At 74.0% G+C, this 22712-nt stretch carries 19 protein-coding genes; 10 read left to right on the plus strand and 9 right to left on the minus strand.

The features are described 5' to 3' along the window. Positions 1-4: 4 nt before the first annotated feature. Genes pgl through tkt form a run of 6 tightly spaced genes read right to left on the minus strand, consistent with a single transcriptional unit; the run spans position 5 to position 8121 of the window. On the minus strand, positions 5-748 hold the full coding sequence (pgl, locus tag V7S47_RS24010; protein ID WP_090856117.1) for a 6-phosphogluconolactonase: 744 nt from the start codon (positions 746-748) through the stop codon (positions 5-7). Beyond that, complete coding sequence (locus V7S47_RS24015; protein ID WP_336563949.1) at positions 745-1683, minus strand: glucose-6-phosphate dehydrogenase assembly protein OpcA; 939 nt, start codon at positions 1681-1683, stop codon at positions 745-747. Before V7S47_RS24015 ends, pgl begins: the two co-directional genes overlap by 4 nt. Further along, the gene (zwf, locus tag V7S47_RS24020) at positions 1680-3212 is read right to left on the minus strand and encodes a glucose-6-phosphate dehydrogenase (RefSeq protein WP_336563951.1); all 1533 of its coding nucleotides are present in this window, start codon (positions 3210-3212) and stop codon (positions 1680-1682) included. Before zwf ends, V7S47_RS24015 begins: the two co-directional genes overlap by 4 nt. Continuing rightward, positions 3209-4864, minus strand: a complete 1656-nt coding sequence (pgi, locus tag V7S47_RS24025; RefSeq protein ID WP_336563952.1) for a glucose-6-phosphate isomerase — start codon at positions 4862-4864, stop codon at positions 3209-3211. The genes zwf and pgi overlap by 4 nt, the downstream gene beginning before the upstream one ends. Beyond that, entirely contained in the window at positions 4861-5967 is a 1107-nt protein-coding gene (gene tal, locus V7S47_RS24030) for a transaldolase (RefSeq protein ID WP_336563953.1), read from the minus strand. The genes pgi and tal overlap by 4 nt, the downstream gene beginning before the upstream one ends. Positions 5968-6018: 51 nt before the next feature. Further along, positions 6019-8121: a transketolase gene (gene tkt / locus V7S47_RS24035; protein WP_336563955.1), complete on the minus strand. Its 2103-nt coding sequence runs from the start codon at positions 8119-8121 to the stop codon at positions 6019-6021. Positions 8122-8220: 99 nt separating this feature from the next. Between tkt and V7S47_RS24040 the strand changes: the two genes are divergently transcribed. From V7S47_RS24040 to V7S47_RS24085, 10 genes are all read left to right on the plus strand, one after another. Next, a complete protein-coding gene (locus V7S47_RS24040) occupies positions 8221-9177 on the plus strand; it encodes a heme o synthase (RefSeq protein ID WP_336563956.1) in 957 nt (318 codons plus the stop codon). 191 nt (positions 9178-9368) lie between these two features. Beyond that, positions 9369-10184 carry a glycosyltransferase family 2 protein gene (locus tag V7S47_RS24045; protein WP_336563983.1) on the plus strand — a complete coding sequence of 272 codons (816 nt, stop codon included), beginning with the start codon at positions 9369-9371 and terminating at the stop codon, positions 10182-10184. Beyond that, entirely contained in the window at positions 10181-11305 is a 1125-nt protein-coding gene (locus V7S47_RS24050; protein WP_336563958.1) for a glycosyltransferase family 4 protein, read from the plus strand. Before V7S47_RS24045 ends, V7S47_RS24050 begins: the two co-directional genes overlap by 4 nt. Beyond that, positions 11302-13530 (plus strand): hypothetical protein, encoded by a 2229-nt coding sequence (locus V7S47_RS24055; RefSeq protein WP_336563959.1) that lies wholly within the window; start codon positions 11302-11304, stop codon positions 13528-13530. The genes V7S47_RS24050 and V7S47_RS24055 overlap by 4 nt, the downstream gene beginning before the upstream one ends. Then, positions 13527-15986 (plus strand): hypothetical protein, encoded by a 2460-nt coding sequence (locus V7S47_RS24060; protein WP_336563960.1) that lies wholly within the window; start codon positions 13527-13529, stop codon positions 15984-15986. Before V7S47_RS24055 ends, V7S47_RS24060 begins: the two co-directional genes overlap by 4 nt. Before the next feature lie 66 nt (positions 15987-16052). Further along, on the plus strand, positions 16053-16238 hold the full coding sequence (locus V7S47_RS24065) for a hypothetical protein (RefSeq protein WP_336563962.1): 186 nt from the start codon (positions 16053-16055) through the stop codon (positions 16236-16238). A 1-nt stretch (position 16239) separates the two neighbouring features. After that, the gene (locus tag V7S47_RS24070) at positions 16240-17190 is read left to right on the plus strand and encodes a glycosyltransferase family 2 protein (protein ID WP_336563963.1); all 951 of its coding nucleotides are present in this window, start codon (positions 16240-16242) and stop codon (positions 17188-17190) included. After that, positions 17187-17972: a polysaccharide deacetylase family protein gene (locus tag V7S47_RS24075; protein WP_336563964.1), complete on the plus strand. Its 786-nt coding sequence runs from the start codon at positions 17187-17189 to the stop codon at positions 17970-17972. The genes V7S47_RS24070 and V7S47_RS24075 overlap by 4 nt, the downstream gene beginning before the upstream one ends. After that, positions 17963-18871: a glycosyltransferase family 2 protein gene (locus V7S47_RS24080; RefSeq protein WP_336563966.1), complete on the plus strand. Its 909-nt coding sequence runs from the start codon at positions 17963-17965 to the stop codon at positions 18869-18871. Before V7S47_RS24075 ends, V7S47_RS24080 begins: the two co-directional genes overlap by 10 nt. Next, positions 18868-20070: a glycosyltransferase family 4 protein gene (locus V7S47_RS24085; protein ID WP_336563968.1), complete on the plus strand. Its 1203-nt coding sequence runs from the start codon at positions 18868-18870 to the stop codon at positions 20068-20070. Before V7S47_RS24080 ends, V7S47_RS24085 begins: the two co-directional genes overlap by 4 nt. Here the strand turns inward: V7S47_RS24085 and V7S47_RS24090 are convergent. Genes V7S47_RS24090 through V7S47_RS24100 form a run of 3 tightly spaced genes read right to left on the minus strand, consistent with a single transcriptional unit; the run spans position 20052 to position 22710 of the window. Beyond that, positions 20052-21020, minus strand: a complete 969-nt coding sequence (locus V7S47_RS24090; protein WP_336563970.1) for a COX15/CtaA family protein — start codon at positions 21018-21020, stop codon at positions 20052-20054. The genes V7S47_RS24085 and V7S47_RS24090 overlap by 19 nt on opposite strands. Further along, positions 21011-21775, minus strand: coding sequence for an ABC transporter permease (locus V7S47_RS24095; RefSeq protein WP_336563971.1), 765 nt, complete (start codon positions 21773-21775; stop codon positions 21011-21013). The genes V7S47_RS24090 and V7S47_RS24095 overlap by 10 nt, the downstream gene beginning before the upstream one ends. Then, complete coding sequence (locus tag V7S47_RS24100; RefSeq protein ID WP_442945376.1) at positions 21772-22710, minus strand: ABC transporter ATP-binding protein; 939 nt, start codon at positions 22708-22710, stop codon at positions 21772-21774. The genes V7S47_RS24095 and V7S47_RS24100 overlap by 4 nt, the downstream gene beginning before the upstream one ends. Positions 22711-22712: the final 2 nt, after the last annotated feature.

Raw genomic sequence — 22712 nt, forward strand, 5'->3', positions numbered from 1 at the left:
CGTGTCAGAGCAGGGACGCGGAGGCCCGGTCGAGGAACCAGATGGTCTCCTCCTGGCCGGTCACGCCGGCCGCCGGGACGTCGTGCGGGTCGACCGGCGCGTCGGCGGTGCCGGCGTGGGCGCGGGCGACCGCCTCGGCCTTGCCCTCGCCGCTGACCAGGAACCACACCGACGCCGAGCGGTTGAGCGCGTCGAAGGTCAGCGTGACCCGCTCGGGCGGCGGCTTGGGGGAGCCGGTGACCCCGACCGCCACCTGGCCGGTGACGTCGAGCGCCGGGTGACCGGGGAAGAGCGACGCGACGTGGCCGTCGGGGCCCATGCCGAGCATCAGCACCTCGAACTGGCCGGCCCCGTGCTCGCGCAGCTCGGCGGCGTACGACGCGGCGGCGGCGTCGACGTCCGGCGCGTCGGCGGTCGACGGCATCTCGTGCACGTGCTCGGCCGGGACGCCCAGCGCGTCGAGGAACGCCGCACGGGCGTCGACCGCGTTGCGGTCGGCGGAGTCCGGGGCGACGAACCGCTCGTCGCCCCACCAGACCACGACCCGGGTCCAGTCGACCTCGGAGCCGGGGGAGAGCCGGGCGATCTCGCGGTGGATCGCCTCCGCGATGCTGCCGCCGGTCAGCCCGACGTGGGGGACCCGGCCGGCGTCCTGGGCGTCGGCCAGCCGGGACAGCAGCTCGCCCGCCACCGCCGTGGCCAGGTCGGCGGCGTCCGGGTGGACCTCGATGCGGGGGGAGACGGTCACGACGAGGCCTTCTTCCGGGTGGGCGCGGTCTGCTGGTCCTGCTGGGCCAGGTAGCGGGCGGTGGCGGCGTACACGTCGTCCTCGTCGAGGCGACGCAGCTCCTCGGCGAGCAGCTGGGGCAGGTCACGCCGCTTCAGGGCGATCGGGCGGTCCGGCCGACCGGGGGTCGCGAAGGTCGCGTTCTTGCCGTCGGCGCGCGAGATCCGGATCGGTCCCGCGGCGGTCTCCAGCACCACCTCGGTGATGCCGGGACCCGCGGTGGTGGTCCGCTCGACGGGGATCCGGAGGCGGTGGGCCAGCCAGGCGACCAGCAGGTCGGCCGACGGGCTCACCTTCTCGCCGGCCACCGAGGCACCGGTGACCTTCAGCGGGTGCTGGTCGAGGGCCGCGGCGAGCAGGGCGCGCCACGGGGTGATCCGGGTCCAGGCCAGGTCGGTGTTGCCGCGCGTGTAGCGGGCGCACTGCACGTGGATGGCCTTCGTGCGGGCCTTGGTCGCCCCGGCGGCGTCGGTGATCCGGCGCTGCGCCAGCCGGCCGAGCGGGTCGGCGGCGGGGTCCTCGGGCGGGTCGGTCGGCCACCACGCGGCGACCGGCGAGTCCGGCAGCAGCAGCGGCAGTACGACGGACTCCGGGTGCTTGACCACCTCGCCCTTCAGCCGGATCAGCGCGGTCTCGCCGGTCCAGCCCGAGCCGGTGCCGACCTGGGCGTTCACGACGCCCGCTCCGCGTGCGTCGCCGAGGATCACGCCGAGCACCCGGGCGGGGTGCTCGTGGGCGGCCTCGCGGGCGACCCGCATGGCGTCCTCGGCGTCGTCCTCGTCGACCACGATGACCAGGGTCATCACCATGCCCATCGCGGGGCTGCCGGCCCGGGTCCGGGCGCGCAGGAACTCTGCCGCGATCTTCGAGGAGTTGGTGTCCAGGAGCTCGATCATGGCCTTCTCCAGGTCCGGCCGTCGCGGGCCAGCATCTTGTCCGCGGACTCGGGTCCCCAGCCGCCGGAGGCGTACGGCTCCGGCGTCCCCTTCTTGGCCCACGCCTCGAGGATCGGGTCCAGGATCCTCCAGGACAGCTCGACCTCCTCGCTGCGCGGGAAGAGCGGCGGGTCGCCCAACAGCACGTCGAGGATGAGCCGCTCGTAGGCCTCCGGCGACGACTCGGTGAAGGTGCCGCCGTAGACGAAGTCCATGTTGACGTCGCGGATCTCCATCTGGGTGCCGGGCACCTTGGAGCCGAACCGGACGGTCATGCCCTCGTCGGGCTGGACCCGGATCACCAGGGCGTTCTGGGTCAGCTCCTCGGTCGAGTTCTCGCTGAACGGCTGGTGCGGAGCGCGCTTGAAGACGACCGCGACCTCGGTGACCCGACGGCCGAGGCGCTTGCCGGTGCGGAGGTAGAACGGCACACCGGCCCAGCGGCGGGTGGCGACGTGCAGGGTGACGGCGGCGTACGTCTCGGTGGTGGAGTCGGCGGCGACGCCGTCCTCGTCGTGGAAGCCGCCGACCTTCTGGCCCCCGGCCCAGCCGGCGGCGTACTGCCCGCGGGCGGTGGTGAGGTCGAGGCGGCGGGGGAGCGTCACCGAGGAGAGCACCTTCTGCTTCTCGATCCGCAGGCTCTCGGCGTCGAAGGACGTCGGCTCCTCCATGGCGACCAGGGCCATCAGCTGGAGCAGGTGGTTCTGGATCACGTCGCGGGCGGCGCCGATGCCGTCGTAGTAGCCGGCGCGCCCGCCGATCCCGACGTCCTCGGCCATGGTGATCTGCACGTGGTCGACGTAGTTGGCGTTCCAGAGCGGCTCGAACATCTCGTTGGCGAACCGGATGGCCAGGATGTTCTGGACCGTCTCCTTGCCGAGGTAGTGGTCGATGCGGAAGACCGAGTCCTCGGAGAAGACCCCGGCCAGCACCCGGTCGAGCTCCTGGGCGGAGGCCAGGTCGTGACCGAACGGCTTCTCGATGACCACCCGCCGCCAGGACCCGTCGGAGGCCCGGGCCAGGCCGTGCTCGTCGAGCTGGCCGACGACCTGCCCGAAGGCGCCCGGCGGGATCGCGAGGTAGAAGGCGTGGTTGCCCTCGGTGCCGCGCAGCTCGTCGAGCTCCTCGATGGTCCGGCGCAGCTGGGCGAAGGCCTGGTCGTCGTCGAAGGCGCCCGGCACGAAGCGGATGCCCTCGGCGAGCTGGCGCCAGACCTCCTCGCGGAACTCGGTGCGCGCGTGCTCCTTCACCGAGTCGTGGACGATCTGGGCGAAGTCCTGGTCGGCCCAGTCACGGCGGGCGAACCCGACCAGGCTGAACCCGGGCGGCAGCAGCCCCCGGTTGGCCAGGTCGTAGATGGCCGGCATGACCTTCTTGCGCGACAGGTCGCCGGTCACCCCGAAGAGGACCAGGCCGCAGGGCCCGGCGATCCGGGGCAGGCGGCGGTCGGCGGGGTCGCGCAGCGGGTTGACGTACGGCGGAGGCGTCATCGGCGCCGGTGCTCCTGGTAGTAGGCGATCAGGGCGCGCGTGGACGCGTCCTGCTCGGCGAGGGCGTCGGCGTCGCCGGCGATCGCCGGCCCGACCTGCTGGGCGAGCTGCTTGCCGAGCTCGACGCCCCACTGGTCGAAGCTGTCGATGCCCCAGACCACGCCCTGCACGAAGGTGAGGTGCTCGTAGAGCGCGATCAGCTGACCGAGGACCGACGGGGTCAGCTCGGGGGCGATGATCGAGGTGGTCGGCCGGTTGCCCTCGAACACGCGGGCCGGTACGACGGCCTCTGCGGTGCCCTCGGCCCGGACCTCGTCGGCGGTCTTGCCGAAGGCCAGCGCCCGGGTCTGGGCCAGGAAGTTGGCCAGGAACAGCTCGTGCACGTCGGTGTCGCCGTCCTGCAAGGGGTACGACGGGTTCGCGAACGCGATGAAGTCGGCCGGGATGAGCCGGGTGCCCTGGTGGATCAGCTGGTAGAACGCGTGCTGGCCGTTGGTGCCGGGCTCGCCCCAGAACACCTCGCCGGTGTCGGCGGTGACCGGGGTGCCGTCCCAGCGCACGCCCTTGCCGTTCGACTCCATGGTCAGCTGCTGGAGGTAGGCCGGGAACCGGTGCAGCAGTTGGGCGTAGGGGAGCACCGCGTGGGTCTGGGCGCCGAGGAAGTTGGTGTACCAGACGTTGAGCAGCCCCATCAGGGCCGGCACGTTGTGCGCGGTCTCGGTGGTGCGGAAGTGCTCGTCCATCGCGTGGAAGCCGGCCAGCAGCTCGGCGAACCGGTCCGGGCCGATCGCCACCACGAGCGAGGTGCCGATCGCGGAGTCCATCGAGTAGCGGCCGCCGACCCAGTCCCAGAAGCCGAACGCGTTGGCGGGGTCGATCCCGAAGTCGGCCACCTTGTCGAGCGCGGTCGAGACCGCGACGAAGTGCCGTCGTACGGCGTCCGCCTCGTCCTGGCCGGCCAGGCCCTCGAGCAGCCAGGCCTTGGCCAGTCGCGCGTTGGTCAGCGTCTCCAGGGTGCCGAAGGTCTTGCTCGAGACGATGAACAGGGTCGTGGACGGGTCCAGCCCGGACAGCGTCGTGGCCGCGTCGGTCGGGTCGATGTTGCTGATGAACCGGCACTCCAGGCCGTCCTGGCGGTAGGCCGCCAGCGCCTCGTAGGCCATCACCGGGCCGAGGTCCGAGCCGCCGATCCCGATGTTGACGACCGTGCGGATCCGCTCGCCGGTGACGCCGGTCCAGGCGCCGCTGCGGACCTGCTCGGCGAACGCGTAGACCCGCTCGAGCACCTCGTGCACGTCGGCGACGACGTCCTGCCCGTCAACCACGAGGGTCGCGTCGGCCGGCAGCCGCAGGGCGGTGTGCAGGACGGCGCGGTCCTCGGTGACGTTGATGTGCTCACCGCGGAACATCGCCTCCCGTCGCTCGGCCAGGCCGACCTCGTCGGCCAGGTCCAGCAGGGCGGCGAGGACGTCGGCGTCGAGCAGTGCCTTCGAGAGGTCGACGACCAGGTCGCCCGCCCCGAAGGTGAGCCGCTCGACCCGACCCGCGTCCTGGGCGAACCAGGAGCGCAGGTCGGGCTCGAAGGCCTCAGCCAGCTCGGTGAGGCGGCCCCAGGCGGCCGTCGAGGTCGGGTCCACCGGGGCGTCGGTCACGAGCGGGCCTTCTCCATCTGCCCTTCGACGGTCTCCACGAGCTCGGTCCACGACTTCTTGAACTTGTCGACGCCCTCCTGCTCGACCGTCCACAGGACGTTCTCGAAGTCGATGCCGGCGGCGGTCAGCTCGTCGAGGACCTGGCGGGCCTCGTCGGCCTTGCCGGTGACCTGGTCGCCGTGCACCTCGCCGTGGTCGGCGAACGCCTCGAGGGTCTTCTCCGGCATCGTGTTGACGGTGTCGGCCACGACCAGGTCGGTGACGTAGAGGGTGTCGGAGTAGTCGGGGTTCTTGACCCCGGTCGACGCCCACAGCGGGCGCTGCGGGTTCGCGCCGGCCTCGGCGAGGACGGCCCAGCGGTCGCTGGCCAGGACCTCGGTGAAGGCGGCGTACGCGACGCGGGCGTTGGCGACGGCGCCCTTGCCCTTCAGCGCCTTCGCCTCGTCGGTGCCGATCTTGTCGAGGCGGGCGTCGACCTCGGTGTCGATGCGGCTGATGAAGAACGAGGCGACCGAGCGGATGCCGCTGAGGTCGAGGCCGGCGTCGCGGGCCTGCTCCAGGCCCGTGAGGTAGGCGTCCATGACCTCGCGGTAGCGCTGCTCGCCGAAGATCAGGGTGACGTTGACGCTGATGCCCTGGGCGACGACCGCGGTGATGGCCGGCAGGCCCTCCTTGGTCGCCGGGATCTTGATCAACGCGTTCGACCGGTCGACGGCCTTCCAGAGGGCCTGCGCCGAGGCGATGGTCTTCTCGGTGTCGTTGGCCAGGTCGGGCTCGACCTCGATCGAGACACGGCCGTCGTCGGCGGTGCGCTCGGCGACCGGCGCGAGCACGTCGCACGCGTTGCGGACGTCCTCGGTGGTGAGCTCGAAGATCACCTTGTCGACGGGCTCGCCGGCCGCGACGAGCTTGCGGACCTGCTCGTCGTAGCGCTCGCCGTTGGCGATGGCGCTCGCGAAGATGGTCGGGTTGGTGGTCACCCCCACGACCGACTTCTCCTTGACCAGATCGGCCAGGTTGCCGGTCTCGATGCGCTCGCGGGACAGGTCGTCGAGCCAGATCGACACGCCGGCGTTGGCCAGCGCTTCCAAGCGGTCACTCATGGGTTCCTCCTGAGGTGGGTGCTGGTGGGGTGCAGCGGGTCGGACACCGGATCAGACGGTGGCGACCCGGATGCTGTCGCGGGCGGCGTCGGCCACGGCCTGCGCGGTGACGCCGTACTCGGTGTAGATGCGGGCGTAGTCGGCCGACGCGCCGTACTGGTCGATCGAGACGATCCGGCCGTGGTCGCCGACGTACTCGCGCCAGCCCTGCTTGACGCCGGCCTCGACGGCGACGCGCGCCTTGATGGTCGGCGGGATGACGGTCTCGCGGTAGGCCACCGACTGCTCCTCGAACCACTCCTGGCAGGGCATCGACACGACGCGCGCCGAGATGCCGTCGGCGGCCAGCAGCTCGCGCGCCTCGACGGCGAGCTGGACCTCGGAGCCGGTGCCGATCAGGACGACGTCGGGGTCGCCGCTCTCGGCGTCGACCAGGACGTAACCGCCCTTGGCGACGTCGTCGGTCGTGGCGAAGCCGTCGGTGCCGCGCGGGAAGACCGGCACGTTCTGGCGGGTCAGGATCAGGGCCGACGGCCGGTCGAGGTGGTGCAGAACGGCCAGCCACGCGGCGGCCGTCTCGTTCGCGTCGGCCGGGCGGATCACGTCGAGGCCCGGCATGGCCCGCAGCGCGGCCAGGTGCTCGATCGGCTGGTGGGTCGGGCCGTCCTCGCCGAGTCCGATGGAGTCATGGGTCCAGACGTAGGTCACGGCCAGCTTGCTGAGGGCCGCGACGCGGACCGAGCCGCGCATGTAGTCGGAGAAGGTGAGGAAGGTGCCGCCGAAGACGCGGGTCAGCTTGTCGGCCGCGATGCCGTTCATGATCGCGCCCATGCCGTGCTCGCGGATGCCGAAGTGGAGCACGCGGCCCTGGAGGGGGTCGGTGGACCACTCGCCGACCTCGGCGACGGCCGGTCCGACCGACGGGGCGCTGGTGATGGTGGTGTTGTTGGAGCCGGCCAGGTCGGCCGAGCCGCCCCACAGCTCGGGCAGGGCGCCGGCGAGCGCGTTGATGACCTTGCCGGAGGCGGCCCGGGTGGCCACGCCCTTGGCGTCGGCCTCGAAGGTCGGCAGCAGGTCGGCGAGGCCCTCGGGCAGCTCGCGGCTCTTCAGCCGGTGGAGCAGCTGCTCGCCCTCGGGGTTGGCCTTCGCCCAGGCCGCGTACTTCTCGTCCCACTCCCGGCCCCAGCCGGAGCCGCGGGTGCGCAGCGCCCGGGTGTGCTCGATGACCTCGGGCGGGACCTGGAAGCGCTGCTCCGGGTCCCAGCCCAGGATCTCCTTGGTGGCCGCGACCTCGGCGTCGCCGAGCGCGGACCCGTGGGCCTTCTCGGTGCCCTGGGCGTTCGGGGCGGGCCAGGCGATGATCGTGTCGAGCACGATGAGCGACGGCTTGTCGGTCACCTCGCCCGCGGCGCGGACGGCGTCGTACAGGGCGGGGACGTCCTCGACGTACTTCTTGCCGCCGTTGGTCCAGTCGACGGTCTGGACGTGCCAGCCGTAGGCCTCGTAGCGCGCGGCGACGTCCTCGGTGAAGGCGATGTCGGTGTCGCCCTCGATCGAGATCTTGTTGCGGTCGTAGATCACCGTCAGGTTGCCGAGCTGCTGGGTGCCGGCGATCGAGCTCGCCTCGCCGCTGACGCCCTCCTGCAGGTCGCCGTCGGAGCAGAGCGCGTAGACCTGGTGGTCGAAGAGGCTCTCGCCCGGCGCGGCCTTCGGGTCGAGCAGACCGTGCACGCGGCGGGCCGACAGGGCCATGCCGACGGCGTTGGCGACGCCCTGGCCCAGCGGTCCGGTGGTCACCTCGACGCCGGCGGTGTGGCCGAGCTCGGGGTGGCCGGGCGTCTTCGAGCCCCAGGTGCGCAGCGCCTTGATGTCCTCGATCTCGAGGCCGAAGCCACCGAGGTAGAGCTGCGTGTAGAGCGTGATGCTCGAGTGACCGCACGACAGCACGAAGCGGTCGCGGGCGATCCAGGTCGGGTCGGCCGGGTCGTGGCGCATCACCTTCTGGAAGAGCAGGTACGCCGCGGGGGCGAGGCTCATGGCCGTTCCGGGGTGGCCGTTTCCGACCTGCTGCACGGCGTCCATCGCCAGCACCCGCGCGGTGTCCACGGCCTTCTCGTCGAGCTCGGTCCAGTCCAGTCCAGCAGCAGTGCTCACGGGGTTCCTCTCCGGGGTGATCAGGCACCTCCGAGCCTACTCACGCCGCGCGATAGACTCACACCCGCTCCACGCTCCCGAGATCTGCTGAGGACACCTGTGACGTACGTCGGCCAGTCGGCCTCTGCAGCCCAGCAGAGCGACCCGGGGGAGCCCGGAGCCCGCGCGTCCTTCCGCGACGTCGTGATGGCGTACGTCGGCCTCACCAAGCCGCGGGTCATCGAGCTGCTGCTCCTGACCACCGTGCCGGTGATGTTCTACGCGGCCCGTGGGGTCCCCGACCTCGACGCCGTCGTGTGGACCGTGCTCGGCGGCACGTTCTCGGCCGGCTCGGCCTCGGTCTTCAACTGCGTCTACGACCGCGACATCGACGAGCAGATGCGTCGTACCCGTCGGCGGGCGCTGCCGCGGCACATCGTGTCGCCCCGGGCGGCCCTGGTCTTCGGGTTCGTCCTCGGCATCCTCTCGACCGTGGTGCTCTACGTCGGCGTCAACGCGCTGTCGGCCGTGCTGTCGGTGACCGCGATCGCGTTCTACGTCTTCGGCTACACCATGCTGCTGAAGCGGCGCACCACCCAGAACATCGTCTGGGGCGGGATCGCCGGCTGCTTCCCGACCCTGATCGGCTGGACCGCCGTCACCGGGTCGCTGTCCTGGACGCCGGTCGTGCTCTTCATGGTGGTCTTCTTCTGGACCCCGCCGCACACCTGGGCGCTGGCTCTGCGATACCGCGAGGACTACGCGAACGTCGACGTCCCGATGCTGCCGGTCGTGAAGCCGGCCCGCGAGGTCGGCCGGCAGATCGTCCTCTACAGCTGGGTGATGGTGGCGACCTCGCTGCTGCTGTGGCCGGTCGCGAGCACCGGACCGGTGTACCCGGTCGCAGCCGCGATCCTGGGCGCGGTCTTCCTGGTCGAGGCGCACCGGATGTGGCGGCGGACCAAGGGCACCGAGGACCTCTCGGTGATCCAGCCGATGCGGCTGTTCCACCACTCGAACCTCTACCTCACGCTGCTCTTCGTCGCGGTCGCGCTGGATCCCCTGCTCACCCGCTGAGCCTGCCGGACACCCCCGGGCGCATGTTGAAGTACAAATGTTCACTGAAGTGAGCCGTCGCACGTCGAATCGTGTGTAAAGGCCACCCAGGTCGGGCAGGGGTCTAGTGGCGCCGGTCGCAACCCGGTCGGCGCGACCGGGGGGTCAAGACCGTGGCACCCCCATGGCGACCTTGGGGGGTCTTGGACCAGATGCAGCCGCACGCGCACCGACCACGAACGGACCGACCGGACGACCCGCGCATCAGCGTGGTGATCCCCGCGCTCAACGAGGCCCGCAACCTCACCCGGGTGCTGCCCGAGCTGCCAGAGGTGCACCAGGTCGTCCTCGTCGACGGCGGCTCGGTCGACGGCACCGTCGCCGTCGGCCGGGAGGTGATGCCCGGGATCGAGGTGGTGACCCAGGTCCGCCGTGGCAAGGGCAACGCCCTGGCGGCCGGCTTCGCCCGGGTGACGGGCGACGTCGTCGTGATGTTCGACGCCGACGGCAGCGCCGACCCCGCGGAGATCCCGCGCTTCGTCGACGCCCTGCGGGCCGGCGCCGACTTCGCGAAGGGCAGTCGCTTCTGCGCCGGCGGTGGCAGCGCCGACATCACGCCGGTCCGCCGGGCCGGCAACGAGTTCCTCAACGCCGTGACCAACCGGGCGTTCGGCACCGCCTTCAGCGACCTCTGCTACGGCTACAACGCCTTCTGGGCCGACCAGCTGCCGGTGCTCGACCTGCCCGACCCGGACGTCCCGGGCCCGGCGAGCGGCAAGATGCTGTGGGGCGACGGCTTCGAGATCGAGACCGTGATCAACTGCCGCTTCGCGGCGGCCCGGGTCGCGATCACCGAGGTGCCCAGCGTCGAGCGGCTCCGGATCTTCGGCGAGAGCAACCTGCACGCGGTCTCCGACGGGCTGCGGGTGCTGCGCACGGTCCGCACCGAGCACCGCCGCGCCCGCGCCCGCGCCGTACCGGCTCCGGTCGGTGCCGCTGCGCGCCGCCGCGTCTCCATCGCGTCATGAGCGGCGCGACCCGCGTCGCGATGGTCACCGCCCGCAGCCAGCCCGAGATCGGCGGCATCGAGGCGCACGTCGCCGAGGTGGCTCGACGCCTGGCCGAGGCCGGCGTCGACGTCGAGGTGCTGACCACCGACCGCAGCGGCACGCTGCCCCGCGCCGAGCGCGTCGAGGGGTACGTCGTCCGTCGCTTCCGGGCCTACCCGCGCACCCGCGACTGGTACCTCAGCCCCGGTCTCCTTCTGGCCGTCCTGCGCACCCGGGCCGACCTGGTGCACGTCCAGGGCATCCACACCCTGGTGCCGCCGCTGGCCATGCTGGCCGCGGTGCTGCGGCGTACGCCGTTCGTGCTCACCTTCCACAGCGGCGGGTCGTCCTCGGCCTTCCGCTCCCGGGCGCGCAGCACCCAGTTCCGGCTGCTCGCGCCCCTGCTGCGCCGGGCTCGCGCGCTGGTCGGCGTCTCCGACTTCGAGGTCGCCCGCTTCCAGGCGGTCGTCGGTCCCGAGCCGCGGGTCCGCCTGGTCCGCAACGGCGGCGCCCTGCCCCCGGTGCACGAGATCGTCCAGCCGGAGGCCGACCTGGTGGTCAGCGCCGGGCGCCTGGAGCGCTACAAGGGGCACCACCGGGTGATCGAGGCGCTGCCGCACCTGCTGGAGACCCGTCCCGGCGCCCGGGTCGAGATCCTCGGCAGCGGCCCCTACGAGGCCGAGCTCCTGGCCCTGGCCGCGCGGCTGGGAGTCGCCGACCGGGTCAGCGTGCGGTTGGTGCCGCCCGTCGACCGGGCCGCAATGGCCGACGCGCTGGCCCACGCCGGCGTGGTGGCGCTGCTCAGCGACTACGAGGCGCATCCGGTGGCCGTGATGGAGGCACTGGTCGCCGGTCGGCCCGTCGTGGTCAGCCGGACCTCCGGCCTGACCGAGCTCGCCGACCGGGGCTGGGCCGTGGGCCTGGATCCCGCGGCCGGCCCCGCGGCCGTGGCGGCGGCGCTGGACGCCCAGCTGACCGCCCCGGTCGTCCCCGGGCCGGCCGAGCTGCCGACCTGGGAGGGCTGCACCACTGCGCTGGCCGACCTCTACTCCGAGGTGCTGCCCGCCGGCGCCGGCCCCATCCCCGTGAGGGCTGCATGACGCTGACCCTCGAGCGGCCGGCGCCCTCGCCGGCCGCGCCCTCCCGCGTGCGCCGCCCGGTCGCCCTGGCGACCCTGGCGGGCTCGGCCGCGCTGCTGCTCCAGGCGGTCGGCTACGCGCTGGGCTGGGCCGGCTCGACCGGCCCCGCCCTGGTCGCCTGGTACGGCGGCCTCGTCCTGCTGGTGGCCGTCTTCGCGCCGGTGCTCACCGGCCGCGGGCTGAGCGGCACCCAGCGGCTGGCCGGGTCGCTCGCGCTGACCCTGCTGCTGCACGCGTCGTACCTGCTCTCGAACCCGGTGCTGGCCACCCGCTTCGACGAGTCGCTGCACGTCACCACGCTGCTCGGCCTGACCGGCGGCGACGGCTGGTTCGCGTCGAACCCGATGCTGCCGGTGAGCCCGCACTACCCGGGCCTGGAGCTGGCCACGGCGGCGGTGGCCTGGCTGACCGGGCTCCCGCTGATGGTCTGCCAGGTCGCCGTGGTGCTCCTCGCCCGCGCCGCCTTCGTGGTGGCGCTCTTCGCGCTGGCGAGCCGGGTCGGCGGCTCCACCCGGGTCGGCTCGACGGTCGTGCTGCTCTACGCCGCGACCTCGCAGTTCTACTTCTTCAACGCCCAGTACAGCTACCAGACGGTCGCGGTCGCGCTGCTCGTCGCCGCGGCCGCCTTCCTGCTTCGCGCGTACGACGACCCCGCCCGCTGGCCGTGGCTGCCGCTGGTCGCCGCCCAGGTGTGCCTGGCCGCGCTGACCGTCACCCACCACCTGACCTCCTGGCTGGCCCTCCTCGGCCTGGCCGCCCTGGCGGTGCTGCATCTGGTCGGCCGCGAGCGGCGTCGGGCCCGGCTCGCGGGGACGACGGTCGCCCTGGCGGCGCTGGTCACCGCCGCCTGGACCGCGCTGGTCGTGCCGCTGCTGGCGTCGTACCTCGGGCCGGTCTTCGAGACCGCGGGCTCCGAGCTGCGGGCGCTCCTGCAGCTCGACACGGGCCGCCAGCTGCTCGCCGACGGAGGGGGCGACCCGGCTCCGGTGTGGCAGGTCGGTGTGATGGCCGCGGCGATCCTGCTGTGGTGCCTGCTGCTGGTGCCGTCCGCCTGGGCCGGCCTGCGCGGGCGGACCCTGCCCAGCCGGCCGGTGCGGCTGCTGCCGCTCGGGCTGGCGGTCGTCTACCCGGCACTGCCGCTCACGCGCTTCTCGCCCACGGCCTCCGAGGTCGCGGACCGGGCCTCCACCTTCGTCGGCCTCGGACTCGCCCTGGTCGTCGGGATCTGGGTCGCGTCGCGGTCCGGCCAGCTGCGCGGGCTGGTCACGGCCGGCGCGGTGGTGCTGGTGCTCGGCGGCACGATCCTCGGCAGCGGTCCGGACTGGCAGCGGGTCCCCGGTCCGTACGTCGCCGGTGCCGAGCAGCGCTCGGTGGACGCCGAGGCGGTCGCGGTGGGGGAGTGGGCCGGCACCTACCTGCCCGCGGGCTCGCGGATCGCCTCCGACACCACGCTCAACCGGGTGCTGCCCAACTTCGCCCCCGTCCTGCCCGTGACCGGCACCTCCGGATCGGTCAACGCGACCCCGGTCTTCGCGGCCCGCTGGCTGACCGACGCCGAGCTCGGCCTGCTCCGGGAGGGCGAGGTCGACTTCGTCGTGGTCGACACCCGCCTCGCCGGCCAGACCGTGCGCTCCGGCTCGTTCTTCGAGGCCGGCTCGTCGTTCGGCCCGGGCGCCGTCACCGTCGACCCGGTCAGCATCACAAAGTTCGCGATCACCCCCGGCTTCGACCTGGTGCTCGACGGCCCGATCCGGGTGTACGACGTCCGCTCGCTGCGCGGCGAGCCCCGGACCTGGGCCGACCGCGAGCCGCCCGGGCTGCCGGGGTCCTGGAACCCGGCCCAGGCGGGCGCGGCGGCCGTCCTGCTGCTGGTCGGCCTGCTGCTGGTCGTCCGCCGGCGCGTCGACCTGGCCTGCCTGCTGCTCGCCCTGCCCGCCCTGATGCTCGTCGGCGCCGCCGGCGTGCAGCTGGGGATGCCCCCGGTCGCGGGGTCGCTGGTCCTGCTCGCCGGGGTGCTCGTGCTGGCCGGGCTGCCGGCCCGCCCGCGGGTCCCGCGGGTGCCCTGGCCGGTCGTGGTCGCGGCCGTGGTGCTGCTCGCCGCGACCGGCGTGGCGACCCGCGCCGCGTGGGAGCACCAGCTGCCCGACCAGCCGCTCCCGCCGCCCGTCACCGGGACGCTCTCGTGAGGGCCCGGACCGACAGCGGGATCCTGGCCCCGTTCCGCTCGCTGTTGGGCGCCCAGGTGATCGGCACCGCACTCGGCCTGCTCTTCTGGGTCATGGTGGCCCGGCTGGTCCCGGGCCACGAGGTCGGCGTCGCCGCGGCGGCGATCAGCACCCAGACCCTGCTCGGCACGGCCACGGCCCTCGGGCTCGGCACCCTGCTGATCGCCGAGCTCCCGCGGCACGTGCCGGGCCGCCAGCACCAGCTGGTGCTGCGGGCGCTGGCCGCGGTCGCGGTCGCCGGCACGCTCGTCGGGGGGCTGGTGGCCGTCCTCGGTCAGGGGGGAGCGCTGGGCGACAACCTGCGTGCGGCCGTGGACGGCCTCGGGGCCCCGGTGCTCGTCGCGGGCGTCGTCGCCGCCGGCTGGGCCGTCGTCCTCGACGAGGCCGTCCTCGGGCTGCGCCGCTCCCGCGTCCAGGTCGTCCGCAACACGGTCGCGGCCGGCCTCCGGTTCCCGCTGGCCGCCGCGCTGCTGCTCGGCGGCGTCCGCGACGCGACCGTGCTGATGGTCTGCTGGGTGCTGCCCCTGCTGGTCTCGATCGGCGGCGCGCTCCTCGCCCTCCGGCTGCCCCGAGCCGCCGGCGGACCGGCGCTCGGCGCCGACGTCACGTCGTACGGCCGGGCCGCGCTGCGGCACCACGGCCTCAACCTCTCCCTCGCCGCGGGCCCGCAGCTGATGCCGGTCGTCGCGGCGCTCACCCTGTCGTCGGTCGGCAACGCCGAGTTCGCGATCGCCTGGCTGGTGGCCACCTTCGTCTTCCTGCCGCCGTACCTGCTCGCGGTCGCGCTCTTCGCGCACGGCTCGCGGGTCACTCCCGAGGAGCTCCGCGCCAGCATGTCCACCACCCTGCCCGCCTCGCTGGGGCTCAGTCTGCTGCTCTGCCTGGGAGCCTGGGTGCTCGGCCGACCGGCCCTGCACGTCTTCGGTGACGGGTACGCCGAGCAGTCCTGGATCCTGCTCGCGCTGCTCGTGCCGGCCGGGCTGTGGATGGTCGTCAAGGATCACCTGGTCGCGCTGTGGCGGGTCCAGCGCCGGTTCGCGCTGGCCACCCGGCTGGCCGGCGCCGCGGTCGTGCTCGAGGTGACCGGCGCGGCGCTCGGCGGCGTGGTCGGCGGCGGTCCCGGGCTGGCCGTGGGCTGGCTGGCCGCGATCGCCCTCGAGGCGCTGCTCGCCGTACCCCTCGTGCGCGGAGCGCTCGGCGGACTGCCCTGGCAGCTGCCGGCGCTGCCCGGTCGGGCTCGTGCGCACTCCGAGCGGGGCGCCGCGAGCTGGGCCTTCGCGTCCGCCGCCGTGGTCCTGGTCGTGGCGGTGGCCTTCGGCGTCGTCGCGGCCCGCGGCGGGTCCTCCGGGTCGCAGGCCGAGGCGGTCCCCGACGCCGTCGCCTGCCCGCCGACGTCGGCCCGCCCGGGTCCGCTGGTCGACCTCGGCGTGCAGGCGGCCACCGGCGACCCGGCCCGCCCGCTGCTGTCGCAGGCCGAGGTGGAGCGGCTGGTGGCGCGGGCCGTGGACGCCGGCGCGTCGGTCGTGTCGACCGGAGTGTCGTGGCAGATGGCTCGCCCCACGCAGGCCGGGGGCTACGACTGGTCCGGTCTCGACCGGGTCGTCGACGCCGCCCGGGCGCGCGGCCTCACGGTGCGCGTGCAGCTCTCCGGTCTCCCGGAGTGGGCCCGGACGGCGCGGCTCGACCTGGTCGGGCCGACCGGCTGGCGTCCGCCCCTGTCGACGGTCGAGCTCGCCCGCTGGTCCCGGTTCGTGACGGACGTCGTCGAGCACCTCGACGGGCGCGCGGCGTTCCTCGAGGCCTGGACCGAGCCCAACAGCGCCGACTTCTGGGCCACCGGTCCGGACCCGGCGGCCTTCGCCCGCCTGCTGACCACGACGTACGACGCGGTGCGCGCGGCCGACCCGGGCGTCCTCGTCGTCAGCGGGGGACTGGCCGGCAACGACCTCGGCTTCCTCACCCGGACCTACGACGCCCTCGGCGACGAGCGACCGTTCGACCTGCTCGGGCTGCACCCCTACACCGACGGAGCGGCCCCGCTGGAGCGCCCGTCGGCCTCGCGCTTCCGCGGCACCTTCGGGACGGTCGACGAGAGCCTGCTCGGCTACCGCGACGTGCACGAGCTGATGGTCGAGCACGGCGACGAGGACGTCCCGATCTACGTCGGCGAGCTCGGTTGGTCGACCACTGCCTGGAGCGAGGCGGCCGGCGTCCCCGACGCCACCCGCGCAGAGTACCTCGGCGAGGCGCTCGGGGCGGTCACCTGCACGCCGTACGTCGAGGTGCTGTCGTGGTACTACCTGCACCCGACGCCCTGGAATCCCGCGTCCTGGACGCTGCTCGACGAGGACCTGCGGCCCTCGGAGACCTACCGCGCGCTGCAACAGTGGAGTCGCGCCGTGAAGGACGTGTCCTGATGCTACGTTTCGACCTCCGGACGAATGGGGCGTCCGTTCGATGTTCCACGACCGGGGAGACACGACGTGCCACGCAGTCCGCTGCGCAGCGACGCGGCCGAGTGCCGCTGCGGGCACCCACGCTCGGCACACCGCCACCTGCGCCGGGGCAGCGACTGCGCGCTGTGCCCCGGCACCTGCCCGCGGTTCCGGCTGCGGCTGGGCTCCCTCCTCGGGCGGCCGGCCGATGACGGGGACGACGCGCCGACCTGACGTGACCGCCGTGGTGTGCGCCTACACCGCGGCGCGCTGGACCGACCTGGTCGCGGCGCTGGACGGCCTCGCGACCCAGACCGTCGCCCCGAGCCAGGTGCTGGTCGTCGTCGACCACGAGGACGACCTGCTGGCCCGTGTGCGGGAGGCCTTCCCCGCCGTCGAGGCGGTCCCGAGCACCCGGCTGCGCGGTCTCTCCGGGGCCCGCAACACCGCCGTCGGCCTCGCCCGCGGTGAGGTCGTGGCGTTCCTGGACGACGACGCGGTGCCGCGGCCCGACTGGCTGGAGCGGATGCTCGACCCGTACGACGACCCCGACGTGCTGGCGGTCGGCGGCGCCGCCCGGCCGGTCTGGCCGGACGGCGCCCGCCCCGGCCAGCTGGCCACGGAGCTCGACTGGGTCGTCGGCTGCACCTACCGCGGACTGCCCGAGGAACGCGCCGACGTCCGCAACCTGATGGGCTGCAGCATGTCCTTCCGTCGTACGGCGCTCGAGGAGCTCGGCGGCTTCGCGGAGGGGGCCGGCCGGATCGGGGCGCTGCCGCTGGGCTGCGAGGAGACCGAGCTCTGCATCCGGCTGCGCCAGCGGCACCCGCACGCCCGAGTGGTCCTGGAGCCGGCCTCGGTCGTCGACCACCGGGTCACCGCCGACCGCACGACCTGGCGCTACCTGCGCACGCGCTCCTACGCGGAGGGTCTCTCGAAGGCCGCGATGGCTGCCGTGGTCGGCAGCACCGACGCGACCGCGGTCGAGCGCGGCTACGTCACCCGGGTGCTCCCCGGCGGGGTCCGGCGCGAGCTGGCCCGCGCCGCCCGGGGCGACCGCGATGGCTGGCAGGGCGCCGCGGGCATCGTCACCGCCCTGGCCGCGACCGCCGCGGGCTACGCCCGGGGCCGGCTGGGACCGCGCGCCCGGCTGGTCCGGCGGGCGGAGGAGGCGAGGACCGCATGAGCGACCTGCCCGTGCTGATGTACCACGCCGTCGGGACCCCGATGCCCGGCCGGTTCGCCGACCTGAGCGTGCCGACCGGCCTGCTCGCCGAGCAGCTGTCCGCCCTGTCGGAGGCCGGCTACGCGCTGCTCGGGCTGTCCGACGCGCTCGCCGCCCACGCGGCGGGTCGCACGGCGGTGGCCCTCACCTTCGACGACGGGTACGTCGACTTCGCCGAGCAGGCGATCGCCGTACTGGCGGCCGCGCGGGCGAGCGCGACCCTCTACGTACCGACCCGGGACCTGGGCGGGACCGCCTCCTGGCTCTCCGACGGCGCGTCCGGGCTGCCGCTGCTCGGCCCGGACGATCTCGCCGACGTGGCCGCCGGCGGCATCGAGGTGGGCAGCCACGGCGCCGTCCACGTCCCGATGGACGTGCTGCCGCCCGCGGACGCGGCCGACCACCTGCGGGAGAGCCGGGCGGTCCTCGAGGACGTCGTCCAGCGGCGCGTCGACGCGTTCTGCTATCCCCACGGCTACCACGCCCGCCGGCTGCGCCGGCAGGTGGCGGCCGCCGGCTACGCCCACGCCTGCGCGATCGGCCACCGGCTGCACGCGCCCGACGAGGACCCGTACGCCGTCTCGCGGCTGCACGTGCGACCCGACCACGACCCGGCCACGCTGCTGGACCTGGTGGCGGGTGGCCCCCGCGGCCTCCTGCCCCTGGCCAAGCGCGCGGCGACACCGGCCTGGCGGCTAGCCCGCCGTACGGCCCTGAGGACCACGGGGACGACATGGACCTGACCGATCCCACCAGCTCGTCGGTCGGGGTGCTCGTCTGCACCCACCGGGCCGAGCGGCTCGACCAGCTGTTGAGTGCCGTCGCGTCCGTCCGCGGCCAGACCCGGCCGCCGGAGGAGGTGCTGGTCGTCGTGGACGGCGACGAGGCGCTCGCCGACGTCGTCCGGACCGCGTTGCCCGACGAGAAGGTGCTCTGCCTGGGCCGCAACCAGGGCGTCTCGGTGGCCCGGACCCGGGGCGCGGAGGCGCTCGGCACCGACCTCGTCGCCTTCCTGGACGACGACGCCGTCGCCGAGCCGGACTGGCTCGCGATGCTGCTGCGCCCGATGGCGGACCCGCAGGTGCTCGGGTCGAGCGGGCGGTCCCTGGCCGACTTCGCCGGGCCGCGACCCGGCTGGCTGGCCGACGAGTTCCTCTGGGTGGTCGGCTGCAGCTACCGGGGGATGCCGACCGAGCCGGCGCGGGTGCGCAACTTCTTCGGGGGCTGCGCACTCGTCCGACGCGCGGTCTTCCTGGAGGTGGGGGGCTTCGACGCCACGGTCGGCCACCACGGCACCGAGGTCGGGGGCGGCGAGGAGGCGGACTTCTGCCTGCGCGCCACCGCCGCGACCGGCGGTGTCTTCGCCTTCGAGCCCGAGGCCCGGATCCACCACCGGGTGCCCGTCGACCGGCTCACCTGGGGCTATTTCGCCGCCCGCTGCTACGGCGAGGGCCGGATGAAGGCCCGGATGGCGCGTCAGCAGGAGGCCTCGGGCGCGCTCGGCCCCGAGACCGCCTTCGCGCGCCGGATGCCGGCCGCCGTGCTGACCGCACTGCTTCGTGGGCGTCCACGCCGGGCCGCAGGCCTGGTGCTGGGCTGCGTCGCCGTGCTCGCCGGGCTGCTGCGCGGAGCCCGCGGGTGAGGATCCTGCTGCTGGCCCAGCTCTACCCGCCGGTGATCGGGGGCGAGGAGCGGCACGTCCGCAACCTGGCGGTGGCGCTCGCGGAGCGCGGTCACGACGTGCATGTGGCCACCCTCGACGCCGACCTGGCTCCGCTGCGCGACCCGGGCGTGACCGTGCACCTGCTCGACCACGTCGGGCGCCGGGCGCCGCGGCTCTACCCGACCGCCGACCGGCCGCTCGCCGTACCTGTCCCGGACCCGTGGACCACCCGCGACCTGGCCCGGTTGGTGAAGCGGCTGGAGCCGGACGTGGTGCACGCCCACAACTGGATCGTCGCGTCGTACGCCGTGCTGCCGGCCGCGCGACGGCTCCCGCTGGTGCTCTCGCTGCACGACTACAGCCACGTCTGCGCCACCAAGCGGTTCATGTTCGAGGGTGAGGTCTGCTCCGGTCCGGGACTGCGCAAGTGCCTCTCGTGCGCCGCCGACCACTACGGGCGCGGGCGGGGCCAGCTGGTCGCCACCGCGGTGGCCGCCGAGCTCCCGCTCCGCAAGCGGGTCGTCGACGTCTTCACCCCCGTCAGCCGGTACGTCGGCGAGGCCAACCGGCTCGACGAGCAGGGGGTGCGCTGGGAGGTGGTCCCCAACTTCGTCCCGGACGCGCTGACCGCGCTGCCGGAGCCGGTGCGCGACGAGGCGCTCCCGCGGGCGCCGTACCTGTTCTTCGCGGGGGACCTGAGCGAGCAGAAGGGGGTGCGGACGCTGCTCGAGGCCTGGCGTCGGCTGCCCGAGGCGCGCCCGGAGCTGGTGCTCGTGGGCCGCCCGGCGGATCCGCTGGGCGAGCTGCCGGAGGGGGTGCACGTGCACCACCACTGGGCGCACGCACGGGTGCTGTCGGGCTTCCGGCACGCGGTCGCCGCGGTGCTGCCGAGCGAGTGGCCCGACCCGTGCCCGACCACGGTCCTGGAGGCGATGGCCGTGGGGGCCCCGCTCGTCACCACCGGGCGCGGCGGCATCGCGGACATGGTCGTGCCGGGGGAGTCGGCGCTCGTCGTACCGCCGGGGGACGTGGCGGCGCTGGCGTCGTCGCTGGCGACGCTCATCGCGGATCCCGCGCGGGCCCGCGGACTCGCCGATCGCGGGCAGGTCGAGGTGAAGCGGTTCCTCCAGAGCAGCGTCGCGGCCCGGCTGGAGGGGATCTACACGTCGCTGGTCTGACGCGCCGCGGTCGTCGTGTCCCGGCCGGCGGCCCAGGCCAGCAGCCGCCCGGTGTGCTCCTGCACGGGCTCGTGGGCCCGCACCGCCAGCCACACCCGCGCGAACCCGGCGGCCAGCAGCGAGGCGCCCAGCAGGTGCAGGGCGACCAGCAGCTCGGGCAGGTCGAGGAGGTACTGCGTCCACCCGACGACGCCCTGGGCCAGCTCGAGGGCGAGCAGGGCGCCGACGACGACGGTCAGCCACCGGTCGGCGCGGCGCACCGCGACGACCAGGAGGACCACGGTCAGGCTCACCAGGACGTAGACCGATGCGGCGTGCACGTGGGAGATCACCCGGGGCGTCAGTCCGTTGCGGACCGCCTCGAGGTCTCCGGCGTGCGGCCCGGCGCCGGTGACCATGGTGCCGAGGTAGAGCACCACGGCGCCGACGACGAGCACCGCGGTCGCCAGGGCGCGGGGCAGCGGCGGCGCGTCGGGGCGCGCCGGGCTGCGCAGGTGGTCGAGGAGCGCCAGGCACACCATGACCATCAGCAGCGAGGCCACCAGGTGCAGCGAGACCACCCACGGGTTCAGGTCGGTGAGCACGGTGATCCCGCCGATGACCGCCTGCAGTGGCACCCCGAGGAGCACGATGGTGCTGAGTCGCGTGGAACGCCGGTCCCGCGTGCCCCAGGCGGCGAGCACGCAGAGGACGGCGACCACCACCAGCACGAAGGTGAGCATCCGGTTGCCGAACTCGATGACCCCGTGGATGCCCATGCTCGGGTGGGTCACGAACGACTCGTCGGTGCACCGCGGCCAGGTCGGGCAGCCCAGCCCCGACCCGGTCAGGCGTACGGCGGCGCCGGTGACCACCAACAGCATGTTGGCCAGCAGGTTGGCGACGGCCACCGGCCACAGCCAGGGGGCGAGTCGGGCGGCCACCGGCCGCAGGAACGTCGTCACTCCCACGTGAAGGTCCTCGCGGTCAGGACGGCGCCGACCACGGCCCAGCCGGCCAGTACGGCCAGGCCCATCGGGTCGAGGGCGCCGTCGAGGAGGGCGGCGCGCATCGAGTCGCCCAGCGCGCCCGAGGGCAGCCAGCGGACGACGTCGCCGAATGCGCCGTACGCCGTCGACGGCAGGACGACGGCCCCACCAGCCATGAGCAGCAGGTAGACCAGGTTGGCGGCCGCCAGCGTCGCCTCCGCACGGAGAGCACCGGCCAGCAGCAGGCCGAGGGAGGCGAACGCGGCGGTGCCGGCCACGACGGTCAGCAGCACCCCCAGCACGGAGACGTCCGGGTCCCAGCCCAGGCCGAGCGCGACGGCGGTGATGACCACGCCCTGGAGCAGCTCGACCAGCAGCAGCGCGCCGATCTTGCCGAGGAGCAGACCGGTGCGGGGGAGCGGCGAGCTGCCGAGCCGCTTGATGACGCCGTACCGGCGCTCGAAGCCGGTGGCGATCGCCAGCGACGTGAACGCGGTCGACATCACGGCGAGCGCGAGGACGCCCGGGGCGAACTCGTCGATCGGTCGCCCGGAGAGCTCCAGGTCGATCCGGTCCGCACCCTGCACCGCGCCGACCAGCACGATCACGGGGATCACGACGGCGAGCAGCAGCTGCTCACCGTTGCGCAGCATCAGCCGGGCCTCCATGGACGCCTGCGCGAGCACCATCCGGTGCAGCGGCGCGGCGCCGGGGCGCGGGGTGAAGGTGCCGCTCACGTGGCGAGCTCCCGTCCGGTCAGCTGGAGAAAGACGTCCTCGAGGTTGCGCACGCCCAGGGTCAGCGACTCCGGGAGCACCTGGTTCTCGTCGCACCAGCGCGACACCTTGGCCAGCGTCGAGGCGTCGGCCGGCCCGGTGACGAGCAGGCTGACGTCGTCGAGCTGGGTCACCACGATCGCCTCGCCGAGGGCGGCGCGGAGCGACTCCGGCGAGCCCGGCGGGAACGGGCGCGTGACGACCAGCCGGATGGTGGCGGTGCTGCCGCCGCGGGTCAGCTCCAGTGGCGACCCCGACGCGATCAGCCGGCCCCGGTCGATGATGTGGATGCGGTCGGCGAGCCGCTCGGCCTCGTCCATGTAGTGGGTCGTGAGCACGACGCTGACGCCGTCGCCGCGCAGCTCCTCCAGCAGCTCCCAGGTCGTCCGGCGCAGCTGCGGGTCCATGCCGGCCGTCGGCTCGTCCACGAACACGACCTCGGGCCGCCCGACGAGCGCCATCGCCAGCCCGACCCGCTGCTGCTGCCCCCCCGACAGGCGCCGGTACGGCGTCCGCCCGCAGTCGGCCAGGCCCAGCCGGTCGGACAGCATCTCGACGTCGAGCGGGTGGGCGTGCAGCCTGGCCACGTGGCGGAGCATCTCCATCGCCCGCACCCCGCTCCAGGCCCCGCCACCCTGCAGCATCACGCCGATCCGGGGGAGCAGGTCGCGTCGGTCCTTGACGGGGTCGAGCCCGAGCACCCGGACCGTGCCGCGCTGCGGCTTCCGGTAGCCCTCGCAGGTCTCGAGGGTGGTGGTCTTGCCGGCGCCGTTCGGCCCGAGGACGGCGGTGATGCTGCCGCGCTCGACGGTCAGGGAGAGCTCGTCGACGGCCACCTTGTCGCCGTACCGCATCACCAGGCCGTCGACGACGACGGCAGGAGCGGTGTCGGACACGG

It is taken from the genome of Nocardioides sp. CCNWLW216, assembly GCF_037120545.1.
Taxonomy (GTDB): Bacteria; Actinomycetota; Actinomycetes; order Propionibacteriales; family Nocardioidaceae; genus Nocardioides; species Nocardioides lianchengensis.

Excerpts from the sequence above, each read along its gene's own strand:
- V7S47_RS24015 (WP_336563949.1), bottom strand. The coding sequence starts at position 1,683 with ATGATCGAGCTCCTGGACACCAACTCCTCGAAGATCGCGGCAGAGTTC.
- zwf (WP_336563951.1), bottom strand. The coding sequence starts at position 3,212 with ATGACGCCTCCGCCGTACGTCAACCCGCTGCGCGACCCCGCCGACCGC.
- tal (WP_336563953.1), bottom strand. The coding sequence starts at position 5,967 with ATGAGTGACCGCTTGGAAGCGCTGGCCAACGCCGGCGTGTCGATCTGG.
- V7S47_RS24045 (WP_336563983.1), top strand. The coding sequence starts at position 9,369 with ATGCAGCCGCACGCGCACCGACCACGAACGGACCGACCGGACGACCCG.
- V7S47_RS24050 (WP_336563958.1), top strand. The coding sequence starts at position 10,181 with ATGAGCGGCGCGACCCGCGTCGCGATGGTCACCGCCCGCAGCCAGCCC.
- V7S47_RS24055 (WP_336563959.1), top strand. The coding sequence starts at position 11,302 with ATGACGCTGACCCTCGAGCGGCCGGCGCCCTCGCCGGCCGCGCCCTCC.
- V7S47_RS24075 (WP_336563964.1), top strand. The coding sequence starts at position 17,187 with ATGAGCGACCTGCCCGTGCTGATGTACCACGCCGTCGGGACCCCGATG.
- V7S47_RS24080 (WP_336563966.1), top strand. The coding sequence starts at position 17,963 with ATGGACCTGACCGATCCCACCAGCTCGTCGGTCGGGGTGCTCGTCTGC.